Source organism: Mesorhizobium sp. M0904, assembly GCF_040319475.1.
Lineage (GTDB): Bacteria > Pseudomonadota > Alphaproteobacteria > Rhizobiales > Rhizobiaceae > Mesorhizobium.
On record NZ_JAMYOC010000028.1, the window covers coordinates 42,121 to 61,653 of the forward strand.

General features: G+C 58.7%; 9 protein-coding genes and 2 pseudogenes. 5 read left to right on the forward strand and 6 right to left on the reverse strand.

Features of this window, described 5'->3' with window-relative positions; translation table 11 throughout:
• Positions 1–100: 100 nt before the first annotated feature.
• A complete protein-coding gene (locus tag NKH80_RS25565; protein WP_352994351.1) occupies positions 101–3,571 on the reverse strand; it encodes an AAA family ATPase in 3,471 nt (1,156 codons plus the stop codon).
• Complete coding sequence (locus NKH80_RS25570) at positions 3,568–4,827, reverse strand: metallophosphoesterase family protein (protein WP_352706254.1); 1,260 nt, start codon at positions 4,825–4,827, stop codon at positions 3,568–3,570. The genes NKH80_RS25565 and NKH80_RS25570 overlap by 4 nt, the downstream gene beginning before the upstream one ends.
• 449 nt (positions 4,828–5,276) lie before the next feature.
• Between NKH80_RS25570 and NKH80_RS25575 the strand changes: the two genes are divergently transcribed.
• From NKH80_RS25575 to NKH80_RS25590, 4 genes and pseudogenes are all read left to right on the forward strand, one after another.
• Positions 5,277–8,099 (forward strand): TrlF family AAA-like ATPase, encoded by a 2,823-nt coding sequence (locus tag NKH80_RS25575; RefSeq protein ID WP_352901790.1) that lies wholly within the window; start codon positions 5,277–5,279, stop codon positions 8,097–8,099.
• Positions 8,100–8,284: 185 nt separating this feature from the next.
• Positions 8,285–9,895 carry an AAA family ATPase gene (locus tag NKH80_RS25580; protein WP_352994355.1) on the forward strand — a complete coding sequence of 537 codons (1,611 nt, stop codon included), beginning with the start codon at positions 8,285–8,287 and terminating at the stop codon, positions 9,893–9,895.
• Between the two features lies 1 nt (position 9,896).
• On the forward strand, positions 9,897–10,736 hold the full coding sequence (locus tag NKH80_RS25585) for an HNH endonuclease (RefSeq protein WP_352901796.1): 840 nt from the start codon (positions 9,897–9,899) through the stop codon (positions 10,734–10,736).
• A 237-nt stretch (positions 10,737–10,973) separates the two neighbouring features.
• Positions 10,974–11,075, forward strand: a pseudogene (locus NKH80_RS25590) (nucleotidyltransferase); the annotation flags it as partial.
• 72 nt (positions 11,076–11,147) lie between these two features.
• On the opposite strand, the gene NKH80_RS25595 reads toward NKH80_RS25590, so the two are convergent.
• From NKH80_RS25595 to NKH80_RS25610, 4 genes and pseudogenes are all read right to left on the reverse strand, one after another.
• Positions 11,148–13,478: a DEAD/DEAH box helicase gene (locus NKH80_RS25595; protein WP_352994358.1), complete on the reverse strand. Its 2,331-nt coding sequence runs from the start codon at positions 13,476–13,478 to the stop codon at positions 11,148–11,150.
• Positions 13,387–14,709 (reverse strand): ATP-binding protein, encoded by a 1,323-nt coding sequence (locus NKH80_RS25600; protein ID WP_352706976.1) that lies wholly within the window; start codon positions 14,707–14,709, stop codon positions 13,387–13,389. The genes NKH80_RS25595 and NKH80_RS25600 overlap by 92 nt, the downstream gene beginning before the upstream one ends.
• A complete protein-coding gene (locus tag NKH80_RS25605) occupies positions 14,706–18,362 on the reverse strand; it encodes a TerB N-terminal domain-containing protein (RefSeq protein ID WP_352994360.1) in 3,657 nt (1,218 codons plus the stop codon). The genes NKH80_RS25600 and NKH80_RS25605 overlap by 4 nt, the downstream gene beginning before the upstream one ends.
• Before the next feature lie 297 nt (positions 18,363–18,659).
• A pseudogene (locus NKH80_RS25610) lies at positions 18,660–18,878 on the reverse strand (hypothetical protein); the annotation flags it as partial.
• Here NKH80_RS25610 and NKH80_RS25615 point away from each other — a divergent pair.
• Positions 18,874–19,527 carry an SMC-Scp complex subunit ScpB gene (locus tag NKH80_RS25615; RefSeq protein ID WP_502900997.1) on the forward strand — a complete coding sequence of 218 codons (654 nt, stop codon included), beginning with the start codon at positions 18,874–18,876 and terminating at the stop codon, positions 19,525–19,527. The pseudogene NKH80_RS25610 and the gene NKH80_RS25615 overlap by 5 nt on opposite strands.
• The last annotated feature ends 6 nt before the right edge of the window (positions 19,528–19,533 follow it).

Here is a 19,533-nt window from a genome sequence, read left to right on the forward strand (position 1 = left end):
GCGGATGCCAAAGCCGGCGCTTGGAATGTCGATTTGTCTAGCTAAGGGGAAAATATCGAACAGCACGGTATTTCAGCAACGCATCAAGTAAAGTCCAATCTCATCCGAGCTCATGGATCGCCACGCCCGGCACTACAGTCTTGGCGATCTCGCACAGGTGCTGGTGATGTGTCAGGTAAATAACCTGTCCGGCACTTGCCATCTTCCCAAACAGCCGGAAAACCTCCTCGGATCGGAAATGGTCGAAGGTTTCCATTATGTCGTCGGCGATGAATGGAACTGAGGGTCGAAACTGAGCAAACTCGTAGTACCCGGCCAGCCTGAGCGCCAGGTAGAGTTGAAAACGCGCACCCTTTGACAGCGCGTCGGCAACCTTGGATTGCCCATCGCGCTGTAATGCGATGAGTACTTCCCCACCCTTCACCGGTTGAGTTGTCAGGCCAGAGTACTGGCCGCGCGTCATGAGAGCGAATGCGTCTGATGCGCGCTCCATCATCCCGGAGCGATGACGCTCGCGGTAGACGCGCAGAGCATTTCCAGCCGACAATATTCCCAGTTTCAGCTCGATATAGCGGACGGCCTTTTCCTCGATTTCCAGAAGGACGGTGCGCCGTTCGGCATCTATCCGGGCAACAGCGCTGTCGCCGCCAATGGCGTCCAGCTTGTCAGTCGCGCGCGTCTGCCGAATGAGCTGTTGCTGTATCGCCTCGTCAGAAGCGCGAAGCCGTTGCTCGGCTTCAGCCTTCTCGACTGCGAGGCTGTCGAAATCGACAGCATCCAATATTGAACGCGCTTGCTCGAGCCCTTCCGCAGCGAGCTCGGATGACATTTGCTCCTCAAGTTCGGCCACGGCTGTGCGCAGGCGATCCCTGTCGCGCAGCAGTTCGTCACGTTCCACGACCTCGGCTAGGGTGGCCACGTTAAAAACACTCAGGACCTCGTTCTTGCGGCGCTCATGTGCGGAAATTTCAGCATCGAGGATCTCGCGACTATCCTGCAATCGCTTCAGGTCATTGACGAGGCTTGCCTTGGCCTCCCGCGTGCGCTCGGCGCGCTCCAGGCGCTCGGCAAGCCGAATCGCCAGCTGTTCCGGGTCGTGGTCATCGGCTGCCTCGCCCGCTTCGGCTGCAACGGCGGTAACCTCGACCAGGAAATTGTCCCTGTCGGCCTCCATCTTCTCGATACGGAGTTGCATGGCGTCCCGGTCCTGAAGACATTTGGACAGTTCAGCCAATTGATCGAGGACGCCGCCGACGCCGGGCGCCGAGATGCCGCTCTCGAGCCAGGTGCCCTTGAGCGCTTCGGCAACGCCGGCTAGCCATTCATCCCCATGCCGCTCTGCGACTTCGATGGCTCGGCGCCTGGCGGCCAGATCCTCTTGCCTTGTGCCAACGGTATTGAGCGCCTCGGCACGCTCAGCGTCCACCTTGAATTGCCTGTCAAGGAACAGCTCTGCCACGGCCATGACCGTCTCCAGGCTGTCACCAGGGTCCGAACTGACGCCGACGCTCGCCAGCGCGCTGCTCAGCTCCCCGTGTATTCGGCCTCCCTCATCAACTGCCCGCTCGGCCTTCTTGCGTGAAAGCTCGACCTCCTCCCAGGCCGCGAGCCCATCGATGTAGGCAGCAATGCGATCCTCGATCAGTTCGATCAGCTGTTCGGGGGATTTCTCCGGAATTTCTCCAAGCAGGGGTCTTGCGGCTGCAAGAATTTCCGAGAGCACGGCCTCCCGATCTGACCTGTTGCGTTCAAGTTGGTCGCGCCCATGCGCGATGGTGGCAGCGGTTTCTGCGAGGTTGCGGTTTGTGCTGCGAATCTCAGCGAGCTCCCGGGCGTTGGCCAGACGGCCTGCTCCGGCAGCGTCGTCTCGGGCCAGTGCTGCCGCGAAACTATCCGCCGTTTCGCCAGTCAGGTCATCGCGATGTCTTGCCCAGGCCTCGTCCCGGGCACGCCGAATGGCGTCCGCCGCGTCATCGTCGGTGACATCGACTGAGGCACGAAGCGCATCCAGCCGCGCCGCAAGCAGGTCGTGGTTGCCGTGGTGTTCGGCAAGGCGTTCGGAGAGAACGCCCCTGCTCTTCCCGAGCTCTGCTGCCAGCGCCTTCCATGCGCCAAGTTGTCCGGCATTCGGAATGGCGAGCCTGGCCAATGCCTGAGCATCGCCCGACCAGGGATGCAAGCGCGCGATCGCGGCCTCCCATCGAACTGCACCCGCATCCGCGGCCTCGCGTGCCGCCTTGGTTTCCCTCATGTACCCGCTGGCCCTTGCCGTCGACAAAGCCGAAACCAGCCTTGCCCTGGCAGGCTCGGGCACGGCCCGTTCTTCGCCGACCCGCTCGCGTGCCGCATGAAGTGCATCAGCAGCAGCCGCAGCCTCCTCGCGCGCAACGCGCACGCTAGTAACGATCCCGGATCGCTGCTCGACCATGATGCGCACAGTGCCAATGGTTGCAGCAGGCAAGAGCAGCTTGGCAGGATGTGGCTCCGAGGACCTTCCAAGCGCGGCAAGGCAGGTCGCCACGGTATTGTCGAGGATTTGCAGCTCCGTCCTGCGACTTGGAAGGTCCAGGCCGGCCGAGACGTGGCGCACCTTGCGGTCAGTCAAGCCGCGAACCCGTTCGGAAATCGCAAGTATCACCGCGTCCACATCGACCGAGGCGATTTTCGTCGTCACCCGCGCGAGCTCGTCCACACTTGCGGATAGCCGCGTTCTCAGACTGGCATCGGTCTCGATCATGTCGGCGACGCTGCCCGTCCAGGTCCGTGACGGGGAAGCGATTTCAGGCAACTCGGCTAGTTGGGCTTCCTTACGTCGGATATCGGCAAGGATCGGGATCGCGCGAAGATATTTGGCGATGGTATCGAGCCGAGTCGACAGTACCGACCGTTCGGCGATGCTGCGGTCGTATTTTTCTGTCGCGTCCAGGCGCTCTGTCTCGAGAGTTTCGAACGTCGACGCCAAGGTGTCGATCGCCTCCTTCCCGGACTTCAGTTCCGCAAGCCGCTTCTTGAGCAGTGCAAGCTCGGTTCCGTGTGCCTGCTTGCGATAGAGCCGGTCTGCTTCGGCCTCGAGTACGCTCAGTATATCGCTTGCGTGCCCGAGCCCGGCGCTGGCGGTGAACAACAGCTTGCCCAGGTCGCCGCGCGATTCCAGGATTGATTTTCCACCTGCTTCCAGCGTTTCGTCGTCCAACGAGAACATGGTCTCGTATGCATCGCGAGACAGCCCGGCGAGATGTGCTGATATCGCCATTTCGCTGACTGGTTGGCCATTCGCGTTCAACAATGAGTTGGTGCGCTGTTTCGTGCGTGTGAACGTGTGCTCCGCGCCGCCGAGTTCGAGCACCCCGCCGATCCGCATCGCGCTGTACTCGTGCAGGAAATTGTAGCGGCTGCGTTCCTCGATGCCAAACAGCAGGTCGAGATAGCCGGAAAGCGCGGTCGACTTGCCGGCCTCGTTCAGGCCGAAGACGATATGCAGGTCGGGACCGGATTCCGGTTTCGGCCCGAAGTCGATCGCTCTGTCGGTGAATTTGCCATAACGGATGAGCTCAAGTCGCCGGAGCCTCATTGTGATCCACCGGCCTTCAGGCGGGCGGTGACCAGGTCGGCGCCGTTGGCAAGCACCCTGTCGAGGAACAACTCCAGCTCAGCCTCGTCCTTACCCGCGAAATCGCGCCCGTCAGGCGGAAGATCCGCGATCATCTTCTGTACCAACGCCCTCGCCTCGGCACGGAAAGCTTCCGAGCTGGCATCGGCACGCATGGATTGAGCGAGTTCGAAAATCGGATCAGCGACGCCCTCAGATGTTTCGGCTGCGGGTGGCGAGACGTTAAGTTCGAGCTTCTCCACCCAGGTTTCGCCAACCTGTTCCGCGACCTGCTCAGCTTCCGCGAGCAGCAGATCCCGGTCGCGGATCAGTGCCCACGACAAAGGCGACATGCCGCTCAGACCGAGGCGCACCACGGCATGGCGGGATCTGACGGAGGCCCGGATAGCTTCGAGCGCGGATCGGACACGCCCGACGACTTCGGACCATTCCACCGTTACGGTCAGGTCAACGCTCACCCGCTCGAATTGCGCGATACTGGTCAGCCTTTCCTCGATCTCGATGGTGCGGTCGTCTCGTATCGTCACCAGCGTAACGGATTTCTCTCCGTCCTCGTTGATGTCCCTGCCCTGCGGAATTCCTGGCATCACCACGGTGCTCGCCCCAGGATGGACGTGGCGGACATGGATGTGCCCGAGCGCCCAGTACTCGAAGCCATGACTGTGCAGGTCGGCGACGTTGCAGGGCGCGTAGACGTCGTGGCCGGGCGATCCGGCCAGGCTCGTATGCATGATGCCGACATTGACCGCGCCTTCACGCGGAGCTGAATACTTGGGAAGCAGACTGTCCGGCGCCTTTGGGCTCGCGAAGCTCAAGCCGTGGAACATGACGTCAAGCCCGCCGGCTGTCTGCAGCGCTGACTGGGGACGGCCGCCGAAGATCGTGACCGTGTCCGGGAACACGAGCTGTTTCGATATCCGCGACATTGCGTCATGATTGCCACGGATCTTGAAAACCCTGATGCCGGCCTGGTGAAGTCGTGTCATCTGTGACGCCAGAAACCGCGCCGTTTTCATCGACGTCTGGTCGCCATCATAGAGATCGCCGGCAATGACCAGGGCATCGACACGTTCCGCAAGGCAGAGGTCAACTATGGAGATGAATGCCTGACGGCTGGCGTCTCCGACAAGTTCGGCAAGGTCGGGGTTTCGCATCGCCAGCGAACGCAGTGGCGAGTCGAGATGAATATCGGCCGTGTGTACGAATCGAAATGCCATCGAGCGGTCTCCGCCCACGAACATATCGATGTTCGATCGCGGTCCGATAGAAGAATTTCACGACACGCGGTGTTGGGTGTCCAGACCAGGTTACTGTCAATGGGCGCTTCCGCCGCTATCGTGTTAGAGGGTGCGGTGGTCAAAATTCGACACGCTATCCCGGCAACAGCGAGCGGAGTACGGCGGCGAGCGTTTCCTATGGACACCATTCTGGCTCAGCCAACTTCAAGACGTCCTCTTCGTCCTTCCCGTCGACCAGGAGGAGCGCGACGAATAAACTATCTCAAACCTCTCTCTTTTAGGGGGATTATTTTGTAGAGGGCTAGTAAATTCGGCTCCTTTAGTTGAAAGAGCCATATAGGCGAATACTGTCGCGGGCAATCTGCGTACGCTTGTTTGATCTACCGGCAATATGTCCCGGCGCTGGTACGCTTGGCTAGGGAGGGAATATGAGCTTTGCCTCATGGAGAAAGTGTGATTTTCAAATTCATACGCCCCGCGATCCTGCTTGGGTCGGGGTAAGGACTGTTGGGTTAGGCGAACCCACAAAGGGAACTGGCGCCCCAGCAACGGCGCAGGACGTTGATGTAGCGCGCAAACAGTGGGCGAATGAATTTCTGGATCAATGCTTCGCCGGAGGTTTGAATGCCATCGCCCTCACCGATCACCATGAGATGGTGTTTGTCCCTTACGTTCAGCAAGCAATCGCGGAACGAAAGGCGGCCGATGCCCAATTTGACTTCTGGCTTTTTCCAGGAATGGAGCTCACAGCGGCTGGTGGGAAGCAATGCCTGATCATCTTTGACGCCGACATTTCGGAGGATTGGCGCAGACAGGCACAGGGGAAGCTTGGCATCGTCTATGCCGATCTTGACGAAAAGCACGCCAAAGGTCCAAAGGTCACCCAACTCGCCTCCCACTACGCCGATATCGGCGCCGAGTTGGATAAACTCGAAGGGCTTCGCGGCAAGTACATCGTTCTACCGAATGTCTCCCAAGGCAACAGCCACACAGTCTTGACCGACGGGGGCCACGCGGATTTCCGTCGTATGCCTTATGTCGGCGGCTATCTTGATCAAGGCCAAACGCACTCCACGCTGGGGAGCAAAAACCAAAAACGGCTTTCCGGTCTCGACAAGACTTGGTGCACGCGGGAGATTTTCCCGCTTCCAACTTCGGACAGCCGATCGGCCGATTTTTCGATGGTTGGGTCAAACAGTACCTGGATAAAGCTCGCAGCTCCGACAGCGGAGGCAATCCGCCAAGCATTCCTTGGTCACAAATCCCGTATCACCATCAAGCCACCCCAACTCCCTTCCCTCGTGGTGTCTGAGATCGAGATCGACGGCTCCGCAATTTTGGAGAAAACTAAATTCCCTTTCAGCCCCGAGTTCAACTCCGTCATTGGCGGACGGGGCAGCGGGAAGAGCTCATTCCTTGAATATGTGTCCTTTGGCTTAGGCCGCAGCTGCTATGATGTGGAGCGCGACCATTATTCGGGAACACAACGCATGCGTGATCTGATCAACGACACGCTCATTGCAAAGGGTGCACGGGTCAAGCTAACTGTCACACAGGACAATGCGGCTTTTGAGATTGTTAGGGGTCCTGCCACCGCCTTTCAGCCGACGATTACCTATCCCAACGGCTCGAAGCAGACTGCAACGGTCAAAGAGCTTCGGGCACTATTCCCTGCCGTAGTGTATAGCCAAGGCGAGCTCGCAGAGATTGGAAAGCAGGCAGGCAAGAAAACCCAGCTTTCGGACTTACTCCAGTTTGTAAATCCGGATTACAAGCGCGAAGACGACCGCCTGACCCTCGACATTGAAGCTGCCAAGGTCACGGTCAAGGGCGGCGTACAAAGCCTCGCTGCGCACTGGATATTGCAATCTCAACTGCGCAAGCTCACCACGACCAAGGCGTCGCTCACTCAGCGCGTCGAAGCACTTGAAAAGACGCTTCCGGCCCTGTCCGAAGAAGATCAGTCCATTGTCGCGTATTTCGATAAGGCGAATGACTTTGAATCGAAGCGGCTCCAGGCGTCAAAACACGCGGACCAGATAGTCGAAGAGCTGGACAAATCGATCACGGAGCTCGTTAACGAACGCGATCTAGCGACCGATTTGGCAGATGACTCGGCGGCAATCCGCAAAGGCTATGGCGAATTGTTTTCAACGTTCAGCGCCGGCATAAAACAGTTCAAATCCGATATGAGAGCCAAGCGCTCAACATTGGCTGCTGCTGAAACCGAATGGGCGGCAAATTTCAAGGTGGCAAGGACAGCAAGAGACGAGGTTCTCGAAAAGCTGGGTGCACACAGGACCGCTACAAGCCAGATCATCAAGCTTCGCGAAGAGATCACCGACCTGACCAACCAGATCGGCGATTTGGACGCGAAAATAAAGGCCAATGGAGACCCGGCCGCCGGTTTAGATGAAAAGCTCGTTGCCCTCAGAGCACTAAATGATCGTCGTACGGAACGGACGCAGGAGTGGGCGAAAGAGATCGAGCGTCTGTCGAACGGGAAAATCAAAGCGATCGTAGATGCGGCGGGCGACGTTTCGGAGATCAAAGACGCAGTCGATCTTCTCGCCAATAAAACCGGATCACAAGAGGCAACCCGTCTCAAAGAATTGGATGATGCGGTTGCCAAAGACACGCCCATAGCGTTCCTCGACAAAATGCGCGCCGATAGCCTTTCGCTGTTGTATTGGCGTCAGATAGGCGCGGCTAGCGGTGAGAAGCAGCCAGATAGTGCAGTCTTGTTCGGAGTGCTTGGTGACACAGATCGCATTCGCGCGGCCTTGAGCGAAAAACTGGACACGACACGGGTAGAAACAGTTGCGGCCGCACTTCCGAAGCCCATGATTACCCTCTCCTATTCAGATGGCGCTAAGGAAATTGCCTTCGAAAAGGCTTCGGAGGGCCAGCGTGCGGCGGCGTTGCTCTTTATGCTTCTAGAGCAACCTGGGGGGCCGTTGATCATAGACCAGCCCGAAGGCGATCTCGATAATCGCATCATTGCTGAGCTTACTGACAAGCTGCACACTGCAAAGCAAAACCGGCAGCTCATTTTTGCCAGTCACAATGCAAACATTGTCGTCAATGGATCGTCAGAGTTGGTTGGCCATCTTGACGTAAAAGATACAGGCGAACGCCAGTTTGAATGCGCGGGTGCAATCGATACGCCATCGATTTGCAAGGTCATTACCTCCACCATGGAGGGCGGTGAGAAGGCATTTAAAGACCGCCAAAACAAATACGGGTACTGATTTTGGAGGCCGCCGTTCAGGTGTGTCTGGTGTAATCCGAACTCACCTGTTTCCCATCGTCGATATACTTCACTCGGCTCCATCACCTTCGTTGCTTGAGCAAGAGGGCGACGCAGAAGCAACTGATAGAAAAGTGCCTCAGCTATTGCGAGGAAGATGGCCCTCGCCTCGGAGCTTTCCTGACCATGACCGACTTTACAGTTTTTCCTCCTTCACGTGGTGATCCGCCGTCCTTCACAGGAGTGGCATTGCTGCAGGACCGGTGGAACGACTACAGTTTTATGACTCAGTACCACCTTGTGGTTTCGGTGCCGGAGTTCAGCGGCCTGATTGGAGCAGTGAAGATATTACGCCGCAGTCAGACCGAATCTGACGATCTGCAACTTCCAACTGGGCCTCTCTCGCCACTCGGTGACGACTTCGTTTCGCTCGGACAAGAGCTTGACTACTACGAAAGACTGGCCGGGTTGCCCGAGACGCTTCGCCAGGAGATTCTGGCCTTTCTCCGCGATGCGCTAGCATTCCCACAGCACGCTGAGACGTTCGCTACGGAAAAAGGATGGAGTACCTCCATCCTGCGATATGTTGACTGGGACAGCTTCCGCCGTGACGCTGCGGTTCTGCTGAACCGCGACTACGATCGCGTCGCGCGCCTTGGCCTAGAGGTTTCCTTCCACGTTGAGGGTTGGGTCGATCCGCTTCGGATCGATTTCAAAGCGCCCGGTGGTCATTTGTTTTGGGACACGAGCGTGCTGCCCGAGAGAGTTGCGGTACTGATAGGTCGTAATGGTTCGGGCAAGAGCACACTGCTTTCGCGGCTTGCGCGCGTGCTCCACGCCTCCCAGCGCGAACGCGCGAGCGAGCCGCTGAAAGCACTCGGTGCGATCTCACCTCTCGGGATCGGCTTCACGCGAATAGTCAACGTCGCCTATAGTGCGTTCGATGCGTTTCAGCTCCCCGGGGTCGATTATCGTGAGCGGAAACAGATTGTCGACGACCTAGAGCGTGGCGTTGGCCGCTATCACTATTGTGGCCTTCGCGACATTGCATCGGAAGTTCGTCAAGCGGAAGGCATAGGTGACATCGATGGCACGCCCATCCAACCGCAGGACCTTGATCGGCAAGAACGTATTATTCTCAAGACGAGTGAGCAGCTGTCTAAGGAGTTCGGAGCCATTGTTCTTCGCATCAAGGAGAGCGGCCGGCAAAACCTCTTCAACGAAGTCTGTCGCGTTCTGGGTTCAGACTCATCGTTCTTCGATCTCGGCTCCGATCCTGCTGCCTCAATTTTCGAGTACGCTGTTCCTTGGTTTCGTGTCTGGAGCACCGGCCATAAGATAGTTATGCATGCCGTCGCGTCGCTCGTCGCCTATACCGAGCCTAAGTCAATCGTCCTAATTGATGAACCCGAGAGCCATCTCCATCCACCGCTACTAGCAGCCCTCATGCATGCGGTACGCATCATTCTACGGCAGAACGATGCGTTCGCTGTTGTCGCAACACACTCACCTGTGGTGGTACAAGAAACGCTCGCTCGCCATATTGCGATCGTTCGGCGGTCGGGAGCGGAAATAAGGATATTCTCACCTCGCATAGAGACTTATGGCGAGAGTATCGGCGAGGTCACCAACGAAATCTTTGGCCTCAACGTCGACGCGACGGATTTCCATAGCGTGCTGTCTCAGCTTGTAGACACCGGGCTTTCCCTCGAAAGCATTGAAGGCCTGTTCGAGCGTGGGTTGAGCCTGCAGGCTAGGGCCTTTGTGATGACGAAGCTTGCGAGCAAAAGGACCTGAAATGTGGGTCATCACTCCCCAACAACTCGGCGACGTTGATGAAGCGCTAAATGCCGCCCTAACACTGACGAACGGTGCCGCAGTCTACGCGATGTCACCTGCCGAGCGTGCAGCATTGCATGAGGTCTACCAACTATACGACGCGTGTCTCGGTCAACCACATTTGGACCTTACTCCAAACGTGCTCGATACCGCTCGTCCCCACATGCGCTCGGCATACGATCAGGTCCAAATTGGTGGGCGCCTGGCAGCGCTCCGTGAGCAACTCTTAGCGTCGACCGATCAGTGCCCCTATTGCGGCTTTGGGGAACCGCGCGACCTAGATCATTACTTACCCCGCAGCGTATATGGTGAGCTCGCGATATATCCTCGCAATCTGATTCCAAGCTGCAGTCCATGTAACAATGCAAAGAGAACGATAGTTCCTGGCCTGGGCCCAGCGCACGGCCCTGGATTAATACACGCGTATTTTCAAGATTTGCCCGATATTGAGTTTCTGAAGGCGCAGATAACGTTCGAAGGTGGTGCTCTAGAAGTACGGTTTTGGATCGACAGCCCTGATTTAGAGGCGGATCTCGCAGCTAAACTCGAATTTCAACTCGGTCGACTAAAGTTGAATGAGCGGTTCCGCAGCCAAATTAATAAATTCCTCTCAGAGCAGCGTACCGCTATGCGCATGTTCAACGAGATCAGCCCTGAACTTTTCGCACAGTACCTTGGTCGCTGCGCAAATAGTCTATCCGGATCGTTTGGGCGGAACGATTGGCGGGTTGCACTGTTGCGCGCGCTATCCGAACATCAAGAATTCTGCACTGCGCCAGAGCTGTATATTGGACTATGAGTTCCTCATTGTCGTCGGACGCATCCGGCTAGGTTGCTACAACTCACCTGCAGCATTCTTCATCCGCTCCAGATGCTCCACACAGATTTGTTCCGCAGACTTCTGAAGCTCCTCCGTCCGCTCGCCCAACTAGACAAGCGCTTCCTCGGTTATCTCGGAGTGCTCGGAATACCGAGCTTTGACATAGGCCTCGTTTAGGTTGTTGAACCGCGCTGGCGCATTTTCACAATCGCATGCGAGCCACTGACGATGAAGGGCTATCGCAGCGATTTTGATCTGCTGGCAGTCGTCAACAACAACAAGCTCGCCGACTTCGCTTACTGGTACAAGGCAGTCGACGTGTCCGTTATAGCAGCCTTCGACATATACGAAAGGCTGCCAGATCCGAGTGCGAGCTACCGATCCCGGCGGTTACGCGACTTCATGCGGCGTATGACTTCCCAGTGTGTTGGAGGCGATCAGGGGCAAGTCCTTGGCGCTGATTCTTTCCACCATTGTGACCAGTGTCATTAGGTCGTTTGTGAGGAAGTTGTCGAACTTCGCCAATGCGGGTTGCGCTAGTCGTACAGCCAGGTCTTTTCCGTGTGGCGCCGGCGAACCGGCTATGTCCTGCAGCGTTTGCATGGCCTTCTCCGCTTCGCATTCCTGAAGCTCAATGGCATGCCCGAAATGCGATGCTCTAACCTCGCGCGACAGCAGTGCCAGGGTCAGCGTCTGCAGTTTCCTGGTTCCGACCCAAGGGAAAATCAGGACCCCCTCTCCATGCGTAATGATTGAACGACGATTCAGCTGCAGGTCCAGGAACGAACTGCGCGCCTCATCCAGCAGCCGCTTTGCGGCGGGATCGAGATATGGATAGGCCTCGTCGGATGCGAGAACCGTGCGCATCGTTGCCACCACATGATCGTGGATCGCCGCCCCCTTGCCATTGAAATGCGGTGGCTTTCCCGCCCGTGTCGGCTTGACCATGATGACCCGAGCGCGATCGTCGATTTCGCTGACTTGCCAGCGGCGCCCCGCAAAAATGATGGTTTCGCCACGTGCAACCGGGGAATTCAGCGGGTAGGTGCCGAGTGTGCGTGCATCGTGAATGATGCGGTACTCTCGTTCCGTGGCGAAAACAGCATAGAATTCGTACGATTCCGTGATTTTTTCCCCGGTCGATCCGATCATGAGCAAGCCTTCCGGAGACTGCTCAAGCAACTGGTTTTCAGGTGTGGCCATGCACCGGAGCAATTCGGCAAACAGCCTCCTGTCCACGGCTCGGAAGGGGCCGCGCTCGCATAACAGTTTCCAGGCGACCGTCGGGCTTACGCCCCCCGTCTGTGCTATCAGTGCCATCACTTGATGGAGGAGCGTTGAAAGATGCAGGCCAGCTGGCAATGGCGGCTCACACCATCCCCCCCGCAGGCACTCAACCATTGCAATCGACTGAACCAGATCCAGGCGTAAGCGATCAATTGGGTGTCGCCCCTTACCAATGGGGGGCTCGATGACGAACATGCGCAGCGTTGCGGGCTTTCCGGCCCTGCGGCCGGATCGGCCAAGGCGCTGGCGAAGTGATGCGACCGAAAAACCGGGCCCGATCTGGGCGATTGTCTCCACCTCGCCAATATCGATTCCGAGTTCCAGGGTGGTGGTCGCGACCGCCGTGGTCGGGCGCGGATCGTCTCGAAGTCGCGCTTCGACCTCCTCGCGCATTGCCCTTGCGAGATTGCCATGATGCGGGAAGAACTCATTTGGAAAGCTCGCTTCGTCGCACATCGAACGCAGCATGTCGGCATAAACCTCGACATTGGCGCGAGATCCGGCAAACAGCAGATTGCTCTGGCCGCGCAGCAGACGAAACAAGTCGGCCGCAAGCGCCGCTGGGACCGTCGGTTGTTCGAAAGGTTCGGCCGACTTTCTGGGCGGATCGCCATCGTCTGATGTGACCGTGAGATCGCCCGGGGCGGTGCCGTCCAGCAGATAACCCCGGATCTGCAAACGGACCCCGTTTCCCTCGTCCTCGCCTTCCACGATCGTGACGCTGGTCCCTTTGCCGGGCCGCAGCGCCTCGGCAGCCAGGCTCATGTCGCCAAGTGTTGCCGACAGCCCAATTCGATCGATGCGGTCTCGCGCGGTCGCCACTTCGATCCTGTTCAGGATCGACTGCAGCTGCATGCCACGCTCGGTGCCGATGAAGGCATGCAACTCATCGATGACCACCGCATCGAGGCGCGAAAACAGCTGCGTAACCTCACCGCCCCTGCGAACGAGCAACGCCTCCAGCGATTCCGGCGTGATCAGCACGATACCTGACGGGCGTTTCCGTGCCCGGGTTTTGGCGTCCGCCGATACGTCGCCATGCCATTTGTGCAGGAGGACGCCACTGCCCTCGCACAGGCTCTCCAGCCGCCGGTGCTGATCGTTGATCAATGCCTTCAGTGGGCTGACATAGAGGATGGCGAACCCATCGGCGCTGCCTGCGTGCTCGGCATACCGGGTCAACAACGGCAGGAAGGCGGCTTCAGTCTTGCCGGCGGCAGTGCGTGCGGAGATCACGACATCGCCGCCCGCGAGGATGGCCGGAATGGCTTTTTCCTGGACATCACGCAGGGACGACCATTTCCGCTGCCATATCCAGCGCCTGACCGGCTCGGAAAGCGTGTCAAATGCGGAGGGTTGCAAGCTCGTCGTCCGATCCGCCTTCGACGTCGTCGATCGCCTGGTCGCCAGCACTGCCTCGATCTTCCGCGACATCCATTGCGCCGAGCATCTCTTTCCAATCCGTGCCGGGGTTTTGCTGCAGGATCGCGAGCAGATCGACGAAGGCCTTCACCGTGTTGCGCGGGGTACGAAAATAGGCCTCGCCGATCCGGTTGGCGCAATGGTCCATGAATGCGTGGAGCGCCTCATCCGGTACGAGCCATTTTTCCTGATCGCCCGCCGCAAAGACGTCGCGTAGCCGCTCCAGGAGATGGTAGAGTTCTTCCGGCGTCAGGTTCGGCAGATTGACCACCGGACCGGAATAGTCGGCAAGGCCATTGCCGGCAAAGCTGTTCCCGGCAAGGCGGGACTGCAAGGCCTCGTAAGAGTACAGGCCGCGCCGCGTGTCGAGCAGGAATTCCGGCGTCCCGCCCAATATGAAGCCGATACCCTGCGTCGTGCCCTGCAGAACATCGTTGAAGATGCGCAGAATCTGCTCGTAATTCTGTTTGCGGGCCTGGGCGCTCTGCAGCTTGTAGAGATTGACGAGTTCGTCGAGACAGATCAACAGGCCGCCGAAGCCAGCGAGCCTTGTGAAACGGGCGAGCAGTCTCAGGCCATCATAGAAGGACGCGTCGTCGATGATGGTACGCACGCCCAGGTCGGCCCGCGCCTCTGTTTTGGTCGTGTATTCGCCGCGCAACCAACGCAGCGCCGCGTCCTGCAAATTGCCATTTCCTTCCTCGTAACCGCGCGCATAGGCAACGATCACGGTTGCGAAATCATATCCGCCGACCATCTCGCGAAGGTCGCCAAGACCGTCCTTGATCGCGGTTTCGATGGTCGTCCCGCTGGAGGAAGCCCGCTCCGACGCTTTCTGGATGTAGCTTTCCAGAATGTTTCTGAGCGCCCCTCCGTCTGGAGCAGTGCGGGTCGCCAGGCTGGTGGCAAGCTCGGCATAAAGCGTTCGCGCCTGTCCACCGGTGGCATGGATGCGTCGGTCCGGAGAGAGGTCGGCCTGGCAGACGGCGAGCTTGCGCTGAAGTGCGATCTGCCTGATGAGGAACAGGAAGAAGGTCTTGCCGGCACCATAGGCGCCAATGACGAGACGGATGCTCGAGCCGCCATTGCTGATACGCTCTATGTCCTGAATCAGCGCTTCGATCTCGCGCTGGCGTCCGACCTGGATATGCTGGAGCCCGATGCGCGGTACGACGCCGGCACGCAAGGCACTGATGATGGTGTCTCGATCTCTCGGTTTGATCGGTGGGGTTTTTGTCGTCATGCTGACATTCCTTCGACAGACACGGTAAGCGACGGAGGCTGGGGAATAGTCTCGGGAAACAGGCTGGTGTTGACGGTGACAGGGTCCTCGCCGTCCAGGACGAGTTCATCGAAGCGGTCGAGCGACCAATCGTTCAGTGCTTGCTTCGCCGCGCCCGGCATCAGATCGGCACCACGCACCAGACGCTCGAAATCCGAAGCTGTCCAGTTGTCCTGCTCGATCAGTTGCGACAGAAGCCACGCATAGCGTCGCTCCAGTCCGTCGAAGCGCGCGTCGCCATTGGACGTCTCGATTTCCTCGATCGCGGGCGGAAGCTCGATCGGCGGCTCTGCTTCGTCGACGAAGATATCGGCAAGGACGCTGGACGTGCTCCGTGTTTCGCGTCGGATCGCTTCCAGACGCGAGATGTCGACGCGCATCGCAGGCGCTCCAGGAGGCGCCAGCGACACCGGAGTGCCCGGCGGCTGGATCCCGGCGGGGATAACCAGGGGAAGATCGTCACTTCCGTCACGCGGCTTGTTCTGCGGCGCAACACTCCCATGCAGTCGCGAATACAGGGAGTTTTCGTCGAGATCCATCAGCCTGAACAGTTTCTCCAGCTGCGACACTTCTCGTGCGTGAAGGGTTCCGTCTGCCGCGGCGACAGCCACCAATTCATCGGCAAGGTCTTCGCGGCGGTCCTCTGGCACGTCTCCTATGCGTTTGGTCCAATCCACCACGCGGCTGGCATCGGCTGCGCAGACGGTGAGTTCGGCTTTGAGGCGTACACGTTCGTCCCTCGACAGACCGGGCGCTTCGTTAATCCTGCCGAAGAGCCTGCGTTCCTCCAAGGGGTGAAGGAGACCGTCGGCGAAAGCGATCACCATGCCGAGCATGATTGACAATTGCATGGGACGGTAGTGGTCGCCGGGCTCGAGGTCAGCTTCGGCTTCACGCTCCAGAGCAAAGACCATCGCCAGTTCGTCTGGCTTTGCCGACTTCAGGGAAAAGGAAGGGTCGGCGGTATGGCCATAGCCAAAGGCGGCCAGAATTGCTGAGAGTTCCTTCTGCTTCGCCCGCGCGGAAATTTTGTTGGGCTCCATCCCGGCCAATTCAGCGAGTTGTCGCATGGGTATCAATATTCCATCACGCGCTAGTTCCTGGAGCCGGCTCAATGGGCGACCAGCGAGTGTTTCACAATTCTTCACGCGCAAACCCAAGGGCAGCTGAGCCGCAGCCGCAAGGCTAGGCCTCAGTCCCTCCGAACGGCCGAGCATGCGGCTGTAGTTGTCGAGCCGATCCGTGCAGTCGTCGAAGATGCGGCGTGCACCGCCTATCGGTTCGCTGCGGTTTGTGATGTCCGGCAGGTCACCGCCAAAGGCGCGGATTGCAAGATCGAACGTCCCGCTGCAGGCACGGTAGTTGACCTTCAGTTTTCGTACTCCGGCGGCCGGAACGCGCACACCATTTGGATATTGCTTCTCCACCGCTTCCGCGAACAGCTCTCGCAACAGAGTCTGTGCCCGTCGCGCCGGCGTTCGCACCCTCGTTTCGGGGTCGGCTAGGACGTAAGCCAACAAAAGGTCCGGCTCGATCGCCTCTCCGCTGCGCACCCGCATCCCGAGGGCGACCTTCAGCATTATCGGGATCTCGTAGCTATTTTCCTCGACCTCCAGATCAAACTTTTCTGGCAACCGAGCCGATTTTAGCTGGTAGGCCGAAAGCAACGCACCAGCATAACGCTTGAACGAACCATTCCCTCCATACACCTGCAATAGCCGGCAAACCTCGGCAACGACACCATCGGCGTCGGGTGGGCTTTCTTCCAACATGAGGCGGCGTTCGAGACCGTAGAAGTAGAGGAACACGTATCCGATATAGGCGTCGGGATCGGATCGCGATCCGGCAAGCCAGTCCAGAAAGGATTTTCGCGCCGGGGGCGAAATGCTCAAGTAGGACGGCCAGTAGCCCATCGTCTGACCGAGCGGATCGCCGTGAGCGCCCACGGTCAATCTCGGGTCGATCAGGCAGTTCTCCGGGTCGGTTGAAGTGCCCTGCCTCGGCAGGTGCTCGCCTACATAGATCATGCCCCCGGGAATGTCATGGCTTCCCACCATTGCTGCTGTATTCGCAGGAATCCAATGTGCCGACTGGCGGGCGGTGGGGCTCGCTCGCACTGCGGGTAGCCGGTCGAACCACCGCGGCTGGTCCGTTCGGGCCGTGTTGGGAACAAGCATAGGGCCGCGTTGCCGAATGAAATCCGAAACCTGAGCATTGTCCGATGCGAGCGATCCATCGGTTGTGGTCGTTACCGGGGTGACCTTGGTGGTTTCAATGCTTTGCCAACCCGTCTTTGCGGGAGCGGCTGAAGGATTGGGCAGTGGTTTGGGCGGTCTAATGGCTCCGCGTTGTCTGATGAAGTCGTGGACAGCTCTATTATGTGCGGCGACAGAAGTCGCAATATCTGATGGTAAGGCTTGTTTCTGTTCGACCGGTTGTCTTGCAACTGCAATATTGGCTGGAGCGATCAGATCGTTCCGAACCAAGAGGTGCCTGTTGCGTCTGGCCGATTGGTAGAGACCGCTATCAAGTTGGCTGCCCTTGCTTTCGGAACCCGACGGCTGCGTCTGATCCGTTGCGGCCGTAGGGGGAATGAGAACAGGACCGCGTTGTCGAATGGATTCCGCTATCTGAGCACCATGCGATGCGAGCGATCCCGTTGTCGTTACCGGGGTGACCTCGCTGGCCTCTATGCTTTGCCAACTCGTTTTTGCGGGAGCGTCCGGCTGCCTGGCTGAAGGATTGGCCCCTGATTTAGGCCATCGGATTGCTCCTCTCTGTCGGATGAAATCGTGGACGGCGGCGTTGTGTACCGCAAGAGAAGCCGCAATATCCGCCGGCAGGACCAGCTTTTGGTCGACTGGCTGCCTTCCAGCAGCATTGTTGGCTGGAACCATGCGATCGGTCGGGCCATGGAGGCGATGCCTATCGGTTCTGGCCGACCGGTTGGGAGTGCGCTCAGGTTCGCTGCGCTTGCTTTCGGATGCCGTTGGAACCGACTCCGCTGCTGAATTTCTTCGGCGTCGCCGCAGGAAGAAGAACGCGGCTGCGATCCCTAGCAGGCCCAAATAGATCAAACGTGGCGTTGGGCTGGTTGGCCTCTCTCTGACCTTGTTGGGCTCCGGCGCCAAACGATCGGATTTGGCTGAAGCCCCCTCCGTATGCGTCAGCAAAGGCGGTGCCTGGCCGACATCGCCACCAGCTTTCCCGGCTTCCACGTTACTTGTCTCTGGAGTTACCGTCGTTGGAACACCAGGCTGCTCCAAACTCGAAGGGCGCGCATCCGTGGCTATGGGCGTCAACGGGCCACGCGCCACCTTGGGTTTCGGAAAAAGCGCCGCTGACGTCGCTTCGTCCAAAGTACCCGTCTGAGGAAGATTGCTCGCTTTCTGGAATGCCTTGAGCGCACTGATGGACCGACGTCCCCAAATTCCATCCGCGGTGCCGAGATCGTACCCATGTTCGGTAAGGGCCTGTTGAACCTGCCGCGCAGAGTATCGGGATTCCTGGGCAGTGGCGGTGCCTGCAACACTCAGCACTGTCGCCAAGGCGACAGCCACCGTCCAAGGAAATGGCAACCTCATCCCGTTTGCCCCGCCGCCCCGTTTAAGCATAGCTGGGATAAGTTCCTTTGAGAACTCGCGCTGTTACATTTCCTCCAAATGAGAACGGAGGTTCAACAGCAGAAACTGCCGATCTCTTTGATTGCACTCTTCCCCCCTCGAACTCGTCCTCGTTCAGCCCGAACAGAAGCTCCATTCACGATAGCCGATCTGGACAACGGATGGCTCTAAGGCCGGGCCAAACGAGGCCGGGCTGAATTTCGACCGATGTCCGAAATATGCCCGCAAATTTCGGACAATGCGCCACCTGTCGGCCTGCCCACTGCCTATCGCCGATCGATCTATTGATCATGTACATGCAAACGCAGCGGTCGTTCCGTCGTCAGCGTCCAGGTATTCGTCGGCCTCGACTTCAACGGCCTCTTTGAGGCTGGCAAAGTCGGACATGATGTCACCAGCCAGCAGCTTCTCCTTGCTCAGCAGTCCGGCATCCTCCAGCGCTTCGAAATCCGGCAGGTCGCGCAGCGTGTCGAGACCGAACTCCAGCAGGAATTCTTTGGTCGTGACGCATCTGACGCGGCCGGCCTATGCCGATGCCATCGGTGCCGCGGTCGGCGGAAACGAGCGAGCCGTGGATCTGACACAATCTGAAGTGCTGGTGCTGATGTGTGTGGCGTACTTCCAGCCGATCACCCCCGCCGAGCTATCTTCCTTCTTCGGCAAGGAGATCAGCCGCGATCTCATCGGTCATCTGCGCGGCGCGAAGCTGATTGCGTCCGGTCCGCGCAGCCCGACGCCCGGCGCGCCCTACACCTACGCCAGCGGCCTGATGACCATGCGCGCGCTGGAGGCCGCGAAGGCGCTTGAAGCCGACAGGATCGGCTGCGCCGTTCTGCACGTTCCGACGATCAAACCTCTGGATACGGAGGCGATACTCGCTGCCGCGCGCCGTTCGGGACGGCTGGTGGTGGCGGCGGAGAACCACACCATCATTGGTGGCCTTGGCGAAGGCGTTGCCGCGCTGCTGATGCGCGAGAGAGTGACCCCAGTCTTTCGCCAGATCGCCCTGCCCGACGAGTTCCTCGACGCTGGCGCGCTGCCGACGCTTCACGATCGCTACGGGATCTCAACTTCCGAGCTCGTGCGCCGCGTCCGCATTTGGAGCGAAGGAGAAGTAAGAGCTCTCCCCACACAACAGTTGAGTCATCGACCTTGACCTTGC